Source organism: Pantoea sp. alder81 (assembly GCF_020179835.1).
In the GTDB taxonomy this organism is placed as follows: Bacteria; Pseudomonadota; Gammaproteobacteria; order Enterobacterales; family Enterobacteriaceae; genus Pantoea.
In genome coordinates this window covers 966,509-981,421 of sequence record NZ_JAIUDA010000002.1, presented here as the reverse complement: position 1 = coordinate 981,421, position 14,913 = coordinate 966,509, and the positions used below count along the sequence as shown (strand labels likewise).

Annotated in this window: 14 protein-coding genes, 1 other RNA gene and 1 pseudogene; 5 read left to right on the top strand and 11 right to left on the bottom strand. The window is 53.1% G+C overall.

Annotation, left to right across the window (positions count from 1 at the left end):
* Positions 1 to 37 precede the first annotated feature (37 nt).
* From LBW88_RS09465 to LBW88_RS09445, 5 genes are read right to left on the bottom strand one after another with little or no spacing between them, the layout of a single operon-like run.
* Entirely contained in the window at positions 38 to 712 is a 675-nt protein-coding gene (locus LBW88_RS09465; RefSeq protein WP_224930419.1) for an ABC transporter ATP-binding protein, read from the bottom strand.
* Positions 705 to 1,538 carry an ABC transporter ATP-binding protein gene (locus tag LBW88_RS09460; RefSeq protein ID WP_224930422.1) on the bottom strand — a complete coding sequence of 278 codons (834 nt, stop codon included), beginning with the start codon at positions 1,536 to 1,538 and terminating at the stop codon, positions 705 to 707. The genes LBW88_RS09465 and LBW88_RS09460 overlap by 8 nt, the downstream gene beginning before the upstream one ends.
* Positions 1,528 to 2,385 carry an ABC transporter permease gene (locus tag LBW88_RS09455; RefSeq protein ID WP_224930424.1) on the bottom strand — a complete coding sequence of 286 codons (858 nt, stop codon included), beginning with the start codon at positions 2,383 to 2,385 and terminating at the stop codon, positions 1,528 to 1,530. The genes LBW88_RS09460 and LBW88_RS09455 overlap by 11 nt, the downstream gene beginning before the upstream one ends.
* On the bottom strand, positions 2,382 to 3,434 hold the full coding sequence (locus LBW88_RS09450; RefSeq protein WP_224930426.1) for an ABC transporter permease: 1,053 nt from the start codon (positions 3,432 to 3,434) through the stop codon (positions 2,382 to 2,384). The genes LBW88_RS09455 and LBW88_RS09450 overlap by 4 nt, the downstream gene beginning before the upstream one ends.
* Complete coding sequence (locus tag LBW88_RS09445; RefSeq protein WP_224930429.1) at positions 3,434 to 5,002, bottom strand: ABC transporter substrate-binding protein; 1,569 nt, start codon at positions 5,000 to 5,002, stop codon at positions 3,434 to 3,436. Before LBW88_RS09445 ends, LBW88_RS09450 begins: the two co-directional genes overlap by 1 nt.
* A gap of 763 nt (positions 5,003 to 5,765) precedes the next feature.
* On the opposite strand from LBW88_RS09445, the gene mgtA reads away from it, so the two are divergent.
* Positions 5,766 to 8,489: a magnesium-translocating P-type ATPase gene (mgtA, locus tag LBW88_RS09440; protein WP_224930432.1), complete on the top strand. Its 2,724-nt coding sequence runs from the start codon at positions 5,766 to 5,768 to the stop codon at positions 8,487 to 8,489.
* Between the two features lie 118 nt (positions 8,490 to 8,607).
* On the opposite strand, the gene LBW88_RS09435 is transcribed toward mgtA, so the two are convergent.
* Positions 8,608 to 9,075, bottom strand: coding sequence for a hypothetical protein (locus tag LBW88_RS09435; RefSeq protein ID WP_224930435.1), 468 nt, complete (start codon positions 9,073 to 9,075; stop codon positions 8,608 to 8,610).
* A 409-nt stretch (positions 9,076 to 9,484) separates the two neighbouring features.
* Between LBW88_RS09435 and LBW88_RS09430 the strand changes: the two genes are divergently transcribed.
* Complete coding sequence (locus LBW88_RS09430; protein WP_224930437.1) at positions 9,485 to 10,162, top strand: SDR family oxidoreductase; 678 nt, start codon at positions 9,485 to 9,487, stop codon at positions 10,160 to 10,162.
* Between the two features lie 39 nt (positions 10,163 to 10,201).
* On the opposite strand, the gene LBW88_RS09425 is transcribed toward LBW88_RS09430, so the two are convergent.
* Both LBW88_RS09425 and LBW88_RS09420 read right to left on the bottom strand, forming a co-directional pair.
* Positions 10,202 to 10,858, bottom strand: a complete 657-nt coding sequence (locus tag LBW88_RS09425; RefSeq protein WP_100702100.1) for an epoxyqueuosine reductase QueH — start codon at positions 10,856 to 10,858, stop codon at positions 10,202 to 10,204.
* A 115-nt stretch (positions 10,859 to 10,973) separates the two neighbouring features.
* Complete coding sequence (locus tag LBW88_RS09420) at positions 10,974 to 11,330, bottom strand: hypothetical protein (RefSeq protein WP_224930440.1); 357 nt, start codon at positions 11,328 to 11,330, stop codon at positions 10,974 to 10,976.
* Positions 11,331 to 11,617: 287 nt separating this feature from the next.
* Here LBW88_RS09420 and LBW88_RS09415 point away from each other — a divergent pair.
* Positions 11,618 to 11,967: pseudogene (locus tag LBW88_RS09415) on the top strand (NIPSNAP family protein).
* Positions 11,968 to 12,057: 90 nt separating this feature from the next.
* Here the strand turns inward: LBW88_RS09415 and LBW88_RS09410 are convergent.
* The 3 genes from LBW88_RS09410 to smpB form a co-directional block, all read right to left on the bottom strand.
* Positions 12,058 to 12,912 (bottom strand): PA4780 family RIO1-like protein kinase, encoded by an 855-nt coding sequence (locus LBW88_RS09410; protein WP_224930442.1) that lies wholly within the window; start codon positions 12,910 to 12,912, stop codon positions 12,058 to 12,060.
* A 201-nt stretch (positions 12,913 to 13,113) separates the two neighbouring features.
* Positions 13,114 to 13,475, bottom strand: a transfer-messenger RNA (tmRNA) gene (ssrA, locus tag LBW88_RS09405).
* Between the two features lie 44 nt (positions 13,476 to 13,519).
* Positions 13,520 to 14,002: an SsrA-binding protein SmpB gene (gene smpB / locus LBW88_RS09400; RefSeq protein ID WP_224930445.1), complete on the bottom strand. Its 483-nt coding sequence runs from the start codon at positions 14,000 to 14,002 to the stop codon at positions 13,520 to 13,522.
* Positions 14,003 to 14,160: 158 nt separating this feature from the next.
* Between smpB and LBW88_RS09395 the strand changes: the two genes are divergently transcribed.
* Together LBW88_RS09395 and LBW88_RS09390 are read left to right on the top strand one after the other, a co-directional pair.
* Positions 14,161 to 14,595: a type II toxin-antitoxin system RatA family toxin gene (locus LBW88_RS09395; protein ID WP_224930447.1), complete on the top strand. Its 435-nt coding sequence runs from the start codon at positions 14,161 to 14,163 to the stop codon at positions 14,593 to 14,595.
* Positions 14,588 to 14,878: an RnfH family protein gene (locus tag LBW88_RS09390; protein WP_224930449.1), complete on the top strand. Its 291-nt coding sequence runs from the start codon at positions 14,588 to 14,590 to the stop codon at positions 14,876 to 14,878. The genes LBW88_RS09395 and LBW88_RS09390 overlap by 8 nt, the downstream gene beginning before the upstream one ends.
* Positions 14,879 to 14,913 lie beyond the last annotated feature (35 nt).

Below are 14,913 nucleotides of genomic sequence, written 5' to 3'. Positions count from 1 at the left end.
AAAGACCAGCAATATATTGCGCCGCGATAGGACGAAGTTAATTTACCCTTTCAACAATCCGACCCAATGCCATATGGGCCGCGCGGTCGCACATGTGATCGATCACATCAGGATCGTGACTCACCAGCACCATGGTCAACCCGTCATTCTGCTTCAAATCATTCAGCAGATTCAGAATTTCCGCCTGCACTGACATGTCCAGTGCTGAGGTTGGCTCATCCAAAAGCAGGATCTTTGGCTCCAGCAGTAGCGCGCGCACGATCGCCACGCGTTGACGCTGCCCGCCGGAAAGCTGATGCGGATAACGATCCGCCAGCACCGGATCCAGCCCAACATGGCGAAAACCGTCGTTGATGCGGTCGTCGATATTATCGCGCTTCAGCATCTTCAAAGGTTCGGCCAGCGTGCGGCGCAGGCGATGGCGTGGATGCAGTGAGGCATAGGGATCCTGAAACACCATCTGCACATCACGCCGCAGCGGGCCGGTAAAGGCTTTACCTGGCTGCACATCGGTGCCTGCCAGCTGCATGCTGCCGCTCCAGAAGGGATTCAGTCCGGCCATCACCCACAGCAACGATGACTTGCCGCAGCCCGATGGCCCCACCAAACCGAAACATTCGCCCGCCGCCACCTGCAAGGATACGTCGTGCACTACAGTGCGCAGTTCATAGCCTTGTTTATGCGACACGCTCAGATTGTTTAACTCAATCATGGTCTGCCTCCAGCGCAGCGCGATCCAGCACCGGTAAACGTTCACCGTGCGTGGCTTTGCTTGGGCGACAGGACCACAGCGTGCGGGTGTAAGGATGGGTCGCATTGGAGAGTTGTGCCGCAGGTAGCGTATCCAGCAATTTGCCTTTGTACATTACCATCACGCGGTCGCAGTGCTCGGAGACCTGTTGCAGATCGTGGCTGATCAGCAGTAAGCCCATATTGCGCTGTTCGACTAAACGACGAATCAGCGCCAGCACCTGATCGCGCATTGCATGATCGAGCGCCGAGGTCGGTTCATCGGCAATCAGCAGTTCAGGATCGGTGATCAGGGCAATCGCCAGCATCACGCGTTGCCCCATACCGCCGGAGAGCTGATGCGGATAACGCTTCATCAACTGGCGCGGATCGGGCAAACCCACTGCATCCAGCATCTCGCACACTTTCTCTTTGCGTTCGGCACGGCTCATTTTGCGGTGCAGCACCAGCGGCTCTTCCACTTGCCAGCCAATGGTACGCGTTGGATTCAGTGCGTATTTCGGGTCCTGCATCACCATCGCCACTTTACCGCCGCGCAGGGCGATCCAGTCACGTTCACGCAGGCTGAGGGCATCGGCACCCACCACCTGCAAGCGATCGGCCTGCAACTGTAATGCTGGCGACAGCAAGCCCATCAATGTACGTGCAGTCAGTGATTTACCCGAACCGGATTCACCCACCAGCGCCACGCGCTCGCGGCCAATCTGGAAGGCGATATTATCCACCAGCAACGTATCTTCGCTGCGAATGGTCAGTCCTTGCGCATCAATTAACAGATCATTTGGCATGACGGGTATCCAGTCGGTCGCGCAGGCCATCGCCTGTCAGATTAAACGCCAGGCTGGCGAACAGAATTGCTCCACCCGGTGCGGCGGCCACCCACCATTGGTCGAAGATCACTTTACTGCCTTCTGCCACCATCGAACCCCATTCGGCCGTTGGCGGTTGCACGCCCATGCCCAGGAAGCCGAGTCCCGCTGCGGAGAGAATGATGCCGCCGAGACTCAGTGCCGCACGCACCACGGCGGTCGGCAAGCACAGCGGCAGAATATGGCCGAACATCAAGCGCAGGCCGGTGATGCCCTGCATGCGCGCAGCTGCCAGATAGTCGCTGCGACGTAACGCCAGGGTTTCCGCACGCGCCTGACGGGCAAACGGTGGCCAACTGGTTAGGGCTAGCGCCAGCGCGCCATTCATCAATCCTGGGCCGAGCATGGCGACCAGCGCTAACGCGATCACCAGATTCGGCAGCGACAGGAAGATATCCGTGATGCGCATCAGCACGCGTTCGGTCCAGCCGCCAACGTAGCCAGCGGTAATCCCGATTAGCAGACCCACCGGAATGGTCAGCACCAGAATCAGAGACACCAGTAGCAGCGTGGGGCGTGCACCGTAGATCACGCGTGACAGCAAATCACGGCCAAAGCCATCAGTGCCGAACCAGTGCAGTGCGGAAGGGGCCTGCAAACGCTGGGCGATTACTTGCGCGTTAGGGTCAAAGGGTGCCAGCAGCGGGGCAAACAGCGCCATCGCCACTACAATCACCACCAGCGTCAGACCGATGGTCAGTGAAGTCACGCGCGCGCGGCGGCGACGCGGACGAACTGTTTCCAGTTCAGAGAGTTGTTGAGTCATCGGGTTCTCGGATCGGTTAACCAGGTGAGAGCATCGGCCACGGCGTTGAGCAGAATAAAGCAACTGCCAATCAGCAGGGTCGAGCCGAGAATCGCTGGTGTATCAGAGGAAAACAGCGCGTTGGTCATATAGCGCCCGACACCCGGCCAGGCAAATACTGTCTCTGTTAACACCGAACCTTCCAGCAGCGTGGCGTAGGAGAGGGCGATCACCGTGATCAGCGTACCCAGCACGTTGGGGAAGATATGGCGCAGCAGGATGCGGCTGCGGCTTGCGCCTTTGGCGCGCGCCAGAATCACATACTCTTTGCTGCTCTCTTCCAATAGCGCGGCACGCAGCAGACGCGTAATACCGGCCATCGCCAGTAAACCAAGGATCACCACCGGCAGCCACAGGTGGGCAATCGCATTGCGGAACATCTCTGGATCGCCTGACAGCCAGCTATCGATCAGTACAAAGCCGGTTTTCGGCTCCAGCGTGTAGATCCAGATATCATCCAGCTGTCCCGGTCCAGCGGACCAGTGCAGCACGGCGTAAAACAGTAGCAAGCCCAGCAAACCCAGCCAGAATACCGGCACCGAATAGCCAAGCAGCGAAATAAAGCGCGCAACGTTATCGATAACGCTGCCCGGTTTCCACGCGGCCAGCAGTGCTAAGGCAATACCAAACACCGCGGCAAAGATCATCGCACAGGTGGCAAGTTCAATGGTGGCGGGGAAGGTACGCATCAGATCAGCGCTGACGGGCTGATTGGTTAGATGCGATAGCCCTAAATTGCCCTGCGCCAGATGGCTGATATAGCGCCAGAACTGCACCAATACCGGCTGATCCAGACCCAAATCGTGACGCACTTGCGTGTAGGTGGCTTCGCTGGCGTGATCGCCCGCGATCTGTTGCACCGGATCAACCGGTGACAGGTGCGACAACATGAAAGTGAACGCTAACAAACCAATCAAGGTCACCAGTAGCGATAACAGGCTGGTGACCAGGCGGCTGAAGCGTTGCCAGAGCGGCCGGGCGAACCCGGCCTGTGAAGCAGACACTGCCATTACTTAGAAACCTGCGAGTAATACACCATGTCTGGGTTAATCCCCTGCACATAGCCTTGCAGGTTATCGCGCAGCGCAATCAGGTTGCGTGCCTGCAAGCCAATCACATACGGCGAGTTCTTCAGTACTTCACGCTGCATGGCTTGATACAGCTCAACGCGTTTGTTGCTGTCGGATTCGGCGGTGGCGGCCAGCGTCTGCTTGCTCAACTCGGGAATGTGCCAGTCAGAGCGGTAAGCGATGGTTTTGCTGCCATCTTCCGGGTTGTAGGCGAACGATGCGGCGTTGGTATTCGGATCGAAGTAATCCGCGCCCCAGGCGTTCAGCGTGGCTTCGTACTGATGCGCTTTCACGCGAGTAGAGACTTCAGAACTCAGGCCCGGCTGCACTTCTACCTTCACGCCACCTTTGGCAAAACTGCCCTGCAGCGCTTGCGCGATGTCGAGGTACGGCGGCTGGTTGCTGGTAGAGAGTTTAAAGCTAACGTTGGTTAATCCTGCTTTCTTCAGAATCGCTTTGGCTTTTTCCGGATCGTAAGTGAACGGCGTGTCGTTCAGCGCACCGAGGAAGCCTTTTGGCAGGAAGGTCTGATGCACTTCAAACTGGCCTTTCAGCAAGTCGTTAGCAATGCCTTTATAGTCGAACAGGTAACGTGCTGCTTCCCACAGGGCTGGATTCTTCAGCACGGGATTTTCACCGACGTTGAACTGAATGTAGTACAGCGAAGCCATCGGAATCGCTTCGGTCTTCACGCCCGCTTTGCCTTTCAGCGCTGCTATTTGGTCCGCGCCGAGGTTACGGGCGATATCCACATCGCCCTGTTCCAGCAGCAGACGACGCGCAGCAGGTTCTGGCACGTTCTTGATCAGGATATTCTTCAGCTTCGGTGCGCCCGCCGGTGAGGTCGGGTTCGCGGTCAGCAGCACCACTTCATGCAGCACCACTTTACGAATCTGATACGGGCCGCTACCGGCTGAGTTGGTGCCTAGCCAGGCGTGGCCGAAGTCGCCGTTTTTAGCGTTCGCCTGCGCGGTTTTCTCATCCACAATTGAAGAGACTGGGGCCGATAGCAGGCTCAGTACGTAGGCCGGGCTGACGTTGGCGCTCCAGCTGATCTGCACATGGTTGTCATCGACTTTCTTCAGGAAGGTATCGACGTTGTCTTTATTCCAGCCGAGCTGCGTCAGGATAAAGGAAGGATCAAGGTTAAGTTTCACCACGCGACCCAGCGAGAAGATCACATCTTCCGGACGCAGCGGATTGCCGCTGGCGAATTGCGCGCCTTTGCGCAGTTCAAAGGTCAGGCTGCGGTTATCACTGCCTGGCGTCCACGAGGTGGCGAGCGTCGGCTTCAGATCGGTAGGATTAGTCGGATCCGACTGAACCAAACGCTGATAGATGTTGGTGAATGCTTGCACTGTGGTGAGTTCAAAGCCCTGCGCCGGATCGAAGCTATCAGCATCGTCAGTCGACTGCGCAATCACCAGCGTATCCTTGGGTGTTGCGGCCTGAGCGGAGAAGGCGGCTACCAGCGATAACGCCAGCAGTGAGGGAATAATTTTTTTCATGTTGTTTCCTTGCCTTAAAAAAGTAACGCGAGTTTACGAGAGCGCCGTAATGAAGAATAGTCAATTTATGGCTATGCATATGCTTTACGGTTCTAAGCGCGGTGGTTCGGTTATAAGCCTGTTAAATATGCAGTTATTGTTATCGCACTGTGCTGTGTTACAGACTCGCTAATTTTGGTCCTTACATCAACCAAATCACAACGGAAATTAAACTCGTTGCTGAACGGAAATAATTAACTTTACTTCAAATTCTTCAGGAATATAATGGCGCCAACTTCAAACAGGAGAATTCAGTTGGACAGTCACCCTTTTAGATGGCAACACAAGGCAAGCTGACGCGCGAATTCTTTTGTCGCTGCTTGCCAACACGGCGGGCAGCAATCCTCTCTCCTTTCTGATGATTGTTCCCCTTTAAACGACAGTAGCGGATTGATGCCCGTGGGGATCTCATCATGCACATGATTTTAAACGCACTTTTCCCTCCGCCTCGATGCGCGCGCTGATCTTCAGCGTGCAGAATTTTGCTGCGCGTTAAACGGATGACCTCCGCATAACTGCGCACGCCTGAACATCGAATCTGTTATTCACTCGTTATATTAACGAGCGATTTTCTTCGCGCTTTATTTCCGGGAGGTGATATGGAAATTCCCGACAGGCTATTTTTAATAAGCTAACGCTAAACCGTTAATTAAGTTTCTCCCTGAATGTGTGCTTAACGCGCAGGGATATTTATTGCCGTAAAAAAGAATAGAGGAATGTCATCATGACTGACATGAAACTCAACCAGGACAAAAAAGCCTGGAGCAACGCACGCCCGCAGCGTCAGAAAACGCCGCGCTATCTGATTGAAGACGAAGCGGGTTTCACCGCCGATGAAACTCTGGTTCGCCTGCGCAGTGACGCACTGGGCCTGAGCGAACGTGAAGCCGAAGCGCGTCTGGAGGTTTATGGCCGCAATCAGGTGGCTCATGATAAAGCGCCGCACGCGCTGATTCAGCTGATTCGGGCATTCAACAACCCGTTCATTTATGTGTTGATGGCGCTGGCGGCGGTGAGCTTTTTCACTGATTACGTCCTGCCGCTGCGTAAAGGCGAGGAGACCGATCTGACCGGTGTCATCATCATTGTGACGATGGTAACGCTCAGCGGTTTGCTGCGCTTCTGGCAGGAGTTCCGTACCAATAAAGCCGCGCAGGCATTGAAATCCATGGTGCGCACGACCGCCACCGTGCTGCGCCGGGAATCTGCGCAGCAGCCACCGGCTAAACAGGAAGTGGATATTGCCACTTTAGTGCCCGGAGACATTATCTATCTGTCTGCTGGCGATCTGGTGCCTGCCGACGTACGTTTGCTGGATTCGCGTGACCTGTTTATCAGCCAGGCGATTCTCACCGGTGAATCTCTGCCGGTGGAGAAATATGACGTCACAGGTAACGTGACCAGTAAGGGCGCAGGCACCAGCGAGCAGGGCGCCTCTCTGCTGGAACTCGGCAGCGTATGTCTGATGGGCACCAACGTCTCCAGTGGCAGCGCCAAAGCCGTGGTGGTGGCAACCGGCGGCGAAACCTACTTCGGCAGCCTGGCGAAATCGATTGTCGGCAACCGTACTCAAACCGCTTTTGATCGCGGTGTGAACAGCGTGAGCTGGCTGCTGATCCGCTTCATGCTGGTGATGGTGCCGGTGGTGCTGCTGATTAACGGGTTAACCAAAGGTGACTGGCTGGATGCCTCGCTGTTTGCGCTGGCGGTGGCGGTGGGTTTGACGCCGGAAATGCTGCCGATGATTGTCAGCTCGAATCTGGCGAAAGGCGCGATTGCCATGTCACGCCGCAAAGTGATTGTGAAACGGCTGAACGCGATTCAAAACCTCGGTGCGATGGATATCCTGTGTACCGATAAAACCGGCACGCTGACCCAGGACAACATTATTCTTGAGCATCATCTGGATTGCGCTGGGGTAGAAAACTCTCGCGTGTTGATGCTGAGCTGGCTCAACAGCCACTATCAGAGCAGTACGCCAAACCTGATGGATCGCGCGATTTTGCGGTACGGCAAGGATCGTGTAACGGCGGACATGGGCGACTATTACGCCAAAGTGGATGAGCTGCCGTTTGATTTTGTGCGTCGCCGCGTTTCTGTTGTAGTGCGCGATCGTCGTCTGAATCAACAGATGCTGATCTGTAAAGGCGCGGTGGAAGAGATGCTGAGCATCGCTACGGCTGAGCGTGAAGGAAAACTGGTTCAGCCGCTGGATGAAAAGCGCCGCGCTGAATTGTTAGCACTGGCCCACCAGTACAACGAGCAAGGCTTCCGTGTATTGCTGGTGGCGAGTCGTGTACTGGAGGAGCCGGGCTTGCAGCAGGCGCTGAGCGTCGCAGATGAGCAAGGGTTGACCGTGGAAGGGCTGCTGACCTTCCTCGATCCGCCTAAAGAGAGTGCCGCCAAAGCCATCACCGCGCTGCGCGATAACGGCGTGAGCGTCAAAGTGCTGACCGGTGACAATCCGGTGGTCACCGCACGTATTTGCCAGCAGGTGGGCATCGACAGTGGCGATATCGTGACTGGCGATCAGATCGCGATGATGAGTGACGAGCAACTGGCGGAGGCGGCAGCGCACAGCGCGGTGTTCGCCAAACTGACGCCGCTGCAGAAATCACGCATTCTGCGCGCGCTGCAGCAGCAGGGACATACCGTCGGCTTCCTCGGCGACGGCATCAATGATGCGCCTGCGCTGCGTGATGCGGATGTGGGGATTTCAGTCGACAGCGCAGCGGATATCGCCAAAGAGTCTTCTGACATCATCCTGCTGGAAAAGGATCTGATGGTACTGGAAGAGGGGGTGATGAAAGGGCGCGAGACCTTCGGCAACATCATCAAGTATCTGAACATGACCGCCAGCTCCAACTTTGGCAACGTGTTCTCGGTGCTGGTGGCGAGCGCCTTTATTCCGTTCCTGCCGATGCTGGCGATTCATTTGCTGATTCAGAACCTGATGTACGATCTGTCTCAGCTGGCGCTGCCATGGGACAAAATGGATCGTGAGTTCCTGCGTAAACCGCGCAAATGGGACGCGCGTAATATCAAACGCTTTATGCTGTGGATTGGTCCTACATCATCGATCTTTGATATCACGACTTTTGCTGTGATGTGGTACGTGTTTGCCGCCAACACACCGGAAATGCAGTCACTGTTCCAGTCCGGTTGGTTTGTTGAAGGGTTGCTGTCCCAGACGCTGGTGGTGCATATGCTGCGCACACAAAAAATTCCGTTCATCCAGAGCCGTGCTGCACTGCCGGTGCTGCTGACTACGGCGTGTGTGATGATTGCCGGCATTCTGCTGCCATTCTCCCCGTTGGGACACATGGTGGGATTGACGCCGTTGCCATGGGCTTATTTCCCATGGCTGGTCGCGACCTTGTTAGGTTACTGCGTAGTCGCACAGGGCATGAAAATGCTCTACATCAAACGCTTCGGCCAGTGGTTCTAACCCCATGGAGGCGCTATGCGGAATCGGAATCTTAATAAAGTGGTGTGCCATCTGCTAATAATGATGGTGGTGATTGTCGTGCTAACGTTGGTGTTTCGTTAGTGAAACTAAGGGCAGGTTATCCTGCCCTTTTTTCATGAGACGTGATGAGCAGTTGCTTTTTGAATCCGGGGCTACGTTTAACGAATTGAGGATCGCCAATGAAAGGTAGTGCAAATTTGGGCGCATCTGCCACTTCCAGCGACCAGCGTGCTCCTCCGAGAAATTTAAATTCGATGTGATCCTGATGAATTGCGAACTGCTCAAAAAATCCTGAGCTGTAGGCATTCTCGATGTGAATGATTTCTTGCACTCCTTCACCGCGTTGATAAAGCACGATGCTCAGCGACTCTTCATACGAGATACCATCCGTGACAAACAAAACAAACCTTCCGGCGTTAATTTCAACGGCCGCCTCCAGCACGGATCCGGGAATCACGATGCCGCAGGGCTGTTGATCAATAATTAATTCACTTCGCGCCTGCGCGGTTTCAGTCGCCGGATATTGTGGTGCAAAAGAAAGATTAAATACCTGCTTCATCTTCACCAAATTGCTCCCATTTGGTTGGCAATCGTAAATCATCGGCCATTTTCTTAATCAGTTTCGAATACTCAATTCGCAGGCGGGGATCGATAGAGAGGCGATAGTTGATATATCGCCCTGTAAAGCACTGATTGCCTCTTCAAATTTTTCACGCCCGTTAGTATCAAGCGATTGCAACAAGGCAACACCCATGCGCATTGCTCACTGTGAACATAAAATGGACTTTAACAAAGCCGTAAACAGTGATGCAAGAATGAACAATCGTTCATTGTAAGCGTGCTGAGGCAGACCTTTTTAATCTTAACTACATGATAAAATTATAGAATATTGAACATGAATCAACGGTTATTTGACTTAATTCAAAGGCTGTTGATTATCCACTGATTGGTTATCAGAAAGTTCTGAGGTGAAAATGAGCCAAACAAAACGCGCGTTGATTATCGGTGCTTCAAAGGGGATTGGACTGGCGGTGGTGCAGCAACTGCTGGCCGATGGCTGGGACGTAACCGCCACTTATCGCAGCACCGCCGTTTCCTATCAACATGAAAAACTGCGCTGGCTGCCACTGGATATCACTATTGCCACACAGCGTGAGCAGTTACTCCAGCAACTCAAAGGTGAGCAATTTGATCGCGCGCTGATCAATGCCGGTATTCTCGGCCCTGATTCGATGGAATTGATCGCCACCTCCGATGATGAACTGATACAGCTGTTTATGACCAATAGCGTTGCGCCCGTGCGCATGGCGGAAGGCATGTTACCGTTGCTGACGGAAAAACAGGGCGTGCTTGGCATCACCACATCTCGTCTCGGCAGCCTGACGGAAAACGCGGAAGCGCTTCGCCCCTATTACTCAGCCAGCAAAGTGGCGCTGAATATGCTGAGCCGTGCACTGCTTCAGCAGATGGATTCGCGTGGTACAACTTTGCTGTCACTGCATCCGGGTTGGGTGAAAACCGATATGGGTGGTGATGATGCGGATATCACTGCGGTGGAAAGTGCTCAGGGATTAGTGGCGCAGATGAACCGTTTTGCCGGGCAGGGCGGACATCACTACGTTGATTACAGTGGCAGGCAATTAGCCTGGTGATACTAAGCGCCTGCTGACCGATGCCAGCAGGCGACATCCCTATTCATCTGGCTGATAATATTGCACGCCAATCTCTATACGTTCACGCCCGCTGGCCACGCGATGGCGATTGCTGTCGCGCAGTGAGTATATGCAACCGCAATACTCCTGCTGATAGAAACGCTCGCGCTTGCTAATTTCGATCATGCGCGATGATCCACCACCTTTACGCCAGTTAAATTCCCAATACAGCATATCGGGATAGTGCGCTGCCGCACGCACGCCGCAGTCATTGATCTGCTTCATGTCCTTCCAGCGCGAAATGCCCAACGAGCTGGTGATCACCGGGAAGCCATTTTCATGCGCATAAAGTGCAGTGCGTTCAAAGCGCATATCGAAACACATGGTGCAGCGAACGCCACGCTCCGGTTCCCACTCCATGCCACGCGCCCTATCAAACCAGTTGTCTTTATCGTAATCGGCATCCACGAAGGGCACACCAAACTGCTCGGCAAAGCGGATGTTCTCCTCTTTACGTAGCTCATACTCTTTCAGCGGATGAATGTTTGGGTTGTAGAAAAAGATGGTGTAATCGATACCGGAAGCCAGCATCGCTTCCATCACTTCACCCGAGCACGGCGCGCAGCATGAGTGCAACAGCACTTTGTTCTGGCCGTTAGGTAATGGGATAGGTTGGCGTTTGAAGGTGTCAGACATGAGAGAAAATGGTTAATGAGTGTTGGGCGAAGTGTAAGTCGATATCGAACCGGACGCAAAGTTGTAAAACAAAAAAGGCCGCAATCGCGGCCTTTCAGGATTCCGTCAGAAGAAATTATTCAGTCACTTTCTTCTTCAGATCGCTGGCACCTTCTTTGGTTTTATTCCAGCCTTTATTGGCACCTTCTTTGGTGGCATCCCAACCTTTTTCAGTGCCTTCTTTGGTGTTGTTCCAGCCTTTCTGAGCGCCTTCGCTCACTTTACTGCTGGTACTATCACTTTTGCCTTGAACAGCGTGTTTAGCTTTCAGCTGCTGCTCTTCGCCTTGATGCTGCGCTTGATGCAGCTTCTCTTTGGCGGTATTAGCGCCCGCTTGCGCGTTCGCTACAGTTTCGTCAGTTGCATGTGTAGTGGCGGCAAAAGCCGAAGAAGCCAGCAGCAGGGCAGATACAGCAATAATTGTCTTTTTCATAAATATTCCCTCATCAATCGCTCTATGAGTTGTGAGCGTAGTTAACAATGGCACGCTCAACTCGAATTGGCTCCAGGAATAACCTTAATTGAATCATCGGGTTTGGATGGCGCGAAAAATGAGCATTTTAAGTCATGCTGCTATGTGCACAGCCTGGAGGCCCTGAAGGCAAGCCGATGAAAGTTGTGAGTCGCCTCTGTTTTAATGGATATGACACTGTATCTTTTTCTAGCAGAGGGTATTTTTTAGTACCGCTATCACCACAGAAAATGTCTTAAGGATGAGAGATGAAAAGTCGAGTTGTTGAAATACTGCAATATAGGTTGAAAACAGGCACAGGCAGAACCTTCCATCGAATCATGCAAGATATCAGTGTTCCTCTGCACGTCGAGCAGGGAATTGATGTCGTCGCTTACGGTTGTTCTCGCCATGATGCTGATAGCTATTTTCTTCTTCGTGCATTTGAAAATGAAGAGGAAATGCACGATGTCCTGGAAGGATTTATGCCAGCGAGGCGTGGCGTTCAGGCCCGAGAGAAGCCATCGTTGAACGTATTGAGGTGAGTCTTAAATCTGTGCTGCTGCTTTCACCCAGCGCAATTGATGAGATGAGAAACAGCTTTTCAGCCAGTCAATGAAAGTGACGGGCTGCACATGTATCTGTTTAGCAGGCGAAATTTGAATAATGGGTTCACTATAACTAAAAGCCAGCGAATCAGGCTGGCTGACTATTCTTCATCCCGCTCTTTAGCCGCTCGCTGGCGATCGTAGTACTCATCTTCCGCAGAAATAATCTCATCCAGCAATGAGTTCATATCTACATCATGGACTTCTTCCACAAACAGGCCGGTCAACACGGTTTCAGGCGTTAACTTGCCGTCTTCAAATAGCTGCCAGATTTCCTTCGCATAACGCGTTTCTAAAATCTGCGGGGCAAACTGACCGTAATATTCGGTGATGTTATTCACATCGCGCTCGAACATCGATTCGGCGTGGTTGTTTGCTGAGGCATCTACCGCTTGAGGCAGGTCGATGATCACCGGACCATGTTCATCTTGCAGCACGTTAAACTCTGACAGATCGCCATGCACAATGCCGGCACACAACATGCGCACGATATTGCGAATCATAGTGGCGAAATCAGTCAACGCTTCCTGTTCTGACAACATCACATCGCTCAGTCGCGGGGCTACTGCGCCATCTGCATCAGTGACCAGCTCCATCAACAGCACACCGTCGAGGCACATATAGGGCTCAGGCACGCGAACGCCGGCTTTGGCCAGACGGAACAGCGCGTCGACTTCTGCGGTATGCCAGACTTCCTCTTGCTGCTTACGCCCGAATTTGGAGCCTTTCTGCATCGCACGCGCGCTACGGGAGTTGCGAACTTTACGCCCCTCCTGATATTGCACAGCTTGCTTAAAGCTGCGTTGCGAGGCTTCTTTGTAGACTTTGGCACACTGGACTTTGCCACCGCACATGACAGTGTAAACGTCAGCCTCTTTGCCGCTCTTCAAGCGCTGAAGCACGTTATCGATTAGGCCATCATCGACCAGCGGTTGGATTCGGTTTGGAATTTTCATGCGGCTTTATACCTTATTTAAGAGGCTTTCCGCATCAAGAACATGGTGAGTTACATGGGAAAAACCAAACGAGCATCGATAGTTGCAGAGGCCTGGTATATCATCCCACAAAACCACTTGCACAAAAAAGCCCGTAAGGCTTTCACCTTACGGGCTCTTAGGACTTCATCGAATGGCTCTGGTGCCATCGATGGAGAATTTTGGTGGAGCTGGCGGGAGTTGAACCCGCGTCCGAAATTATTACACCGTCGGTACTACATGTTTAGTCAGTCTTTACATTCGCCGGCCAGCTGCGGACAGACACGCCACTGACAAACTAGCCTGATTAGATTTAGTGCTTCAACCCCAGGCAAGGCATCCACACGATCTCTTTTGGGTTTGACTTCTCTTGATCCCCGTCTTAAGAGCGGAAGCTAGGGAGAGAAGGCTCTTGGCAGGTTATTAAGCTGCTAAAGCGTAGTTTTCGTCGTTTGCGACTATTTTTTTGCGGCTTTTTACGAGGCAAACCGCCCCTCGACATGCACCTAAGGCTTCACAATCCCGTCGAGTCCAGAATCAGCCCCAAGAACTTTTAATACTACAGAATAATGACGGATGAATCCAGTGCTTAACGCTTTGAATTCTTCATAATACGTGCTTTATCCATCTGCCATTCGCGATCTTTCACATCGTTACGCTTGTCGTGTTCTTTCTTACCGCGCGCCACGCCGATTTTCAGCTTGGCCCAGGCGTTTTTCCAGTACATCGACAGTGCAACCACCGTAAAGCCTTCGCGATTGACACGACCGTAAAGCGAATCGAGTTCACGCTGCTTCAGCAACAACTTACGGCTGCGCGTGGGATCGCAAACAACGTGCGAAGAGGCAACCGCCAGGGGCTGGAACGTGGAACCGAACAGATAGGCTTCGCCATCGCGCAGCAGAATGTAGCTGTCGCTGATGTTGGCTTTACCGGCGCGGAGTGATTTAACTTCCCATCCCTGCAGCGACATCCCCGCTTCGAACTCTTCTTCAATGAAGTATTCGTGGCGAGCGCGTTTATTGAGGGCAATAGTGGCTGAACCGGGTTTGTGAGCTTTTTTCTTTGTCATAGTGCGGCGTAGTCTACATCACTCAGTCTGTGGGCGCATCCCCCTGTCCTGGGGGCGGTAAAAAACACTCTATTTTAGCACAGCTGGCAAACCCGTGAATTTTGTTTGGTGTCCGAAAATGGTATTATTCAACGGTTTTGTGATGAACAGGAACCATTATGGCCCAGATTAGCCGTTCGGCGTTGGTCCCCTATAGCGCTGAGCAGATGTATCAGCTCGTGAATGATGTGGACGCTTATCCTCAGTTTCTTCCGGGCTGCACCGGCAGTCGCGTGTTGGATAACAGCGGAAATCAGATGACGGCTGCGGTAGATGTCTCGAAGGCGGGCATCAGTAAAACCTTTACCACGCGTAATACCCTGATCAGCAATCAGAGCATTTTAATGCAGCTGGTTGATGGTCCGTTCCGTAAGCTGACCGGTGGATGGCACTTCACGTCTTTAGGCGATGATGCCTGTAAAGTTGAGCTGAGCCTCGACTTCGAGTTCACCAACATGCTGGCAGAAATGGCCTTTGGCCGTATCTTCAAAGAATTAGCCAATAGTATGGTGCAAGCGTTCAGCCAGCGCGCGAAAGAGGTTTACCGTGCCTGATATTAGCGTTGAGATCGTTTATGCGCTGCCTGAAAAGCAATATTTGCGTTCGGTAACCCTGGAAGAGGGCGCGACCGTAGAGCAGGCGATTAAAGCTTCGGGCTTATTATCACTGCGCAAAGACATCGACCTGGCAAATAACAAGGTGGGTATTTTCAGCCGGCCAGTAAAGTTGGGTGATGTGGTTCAGGATGGCGATCGCGTGGAGATTTATCGCCCATTGATTGCGGATCCCAAAGAGATGCGCCGTCAGCGTGCGGAGCGTTCCGCGACCAACAAATAGCGAAATAGCACACACAAAAAAGGCGCTTAAGCGCC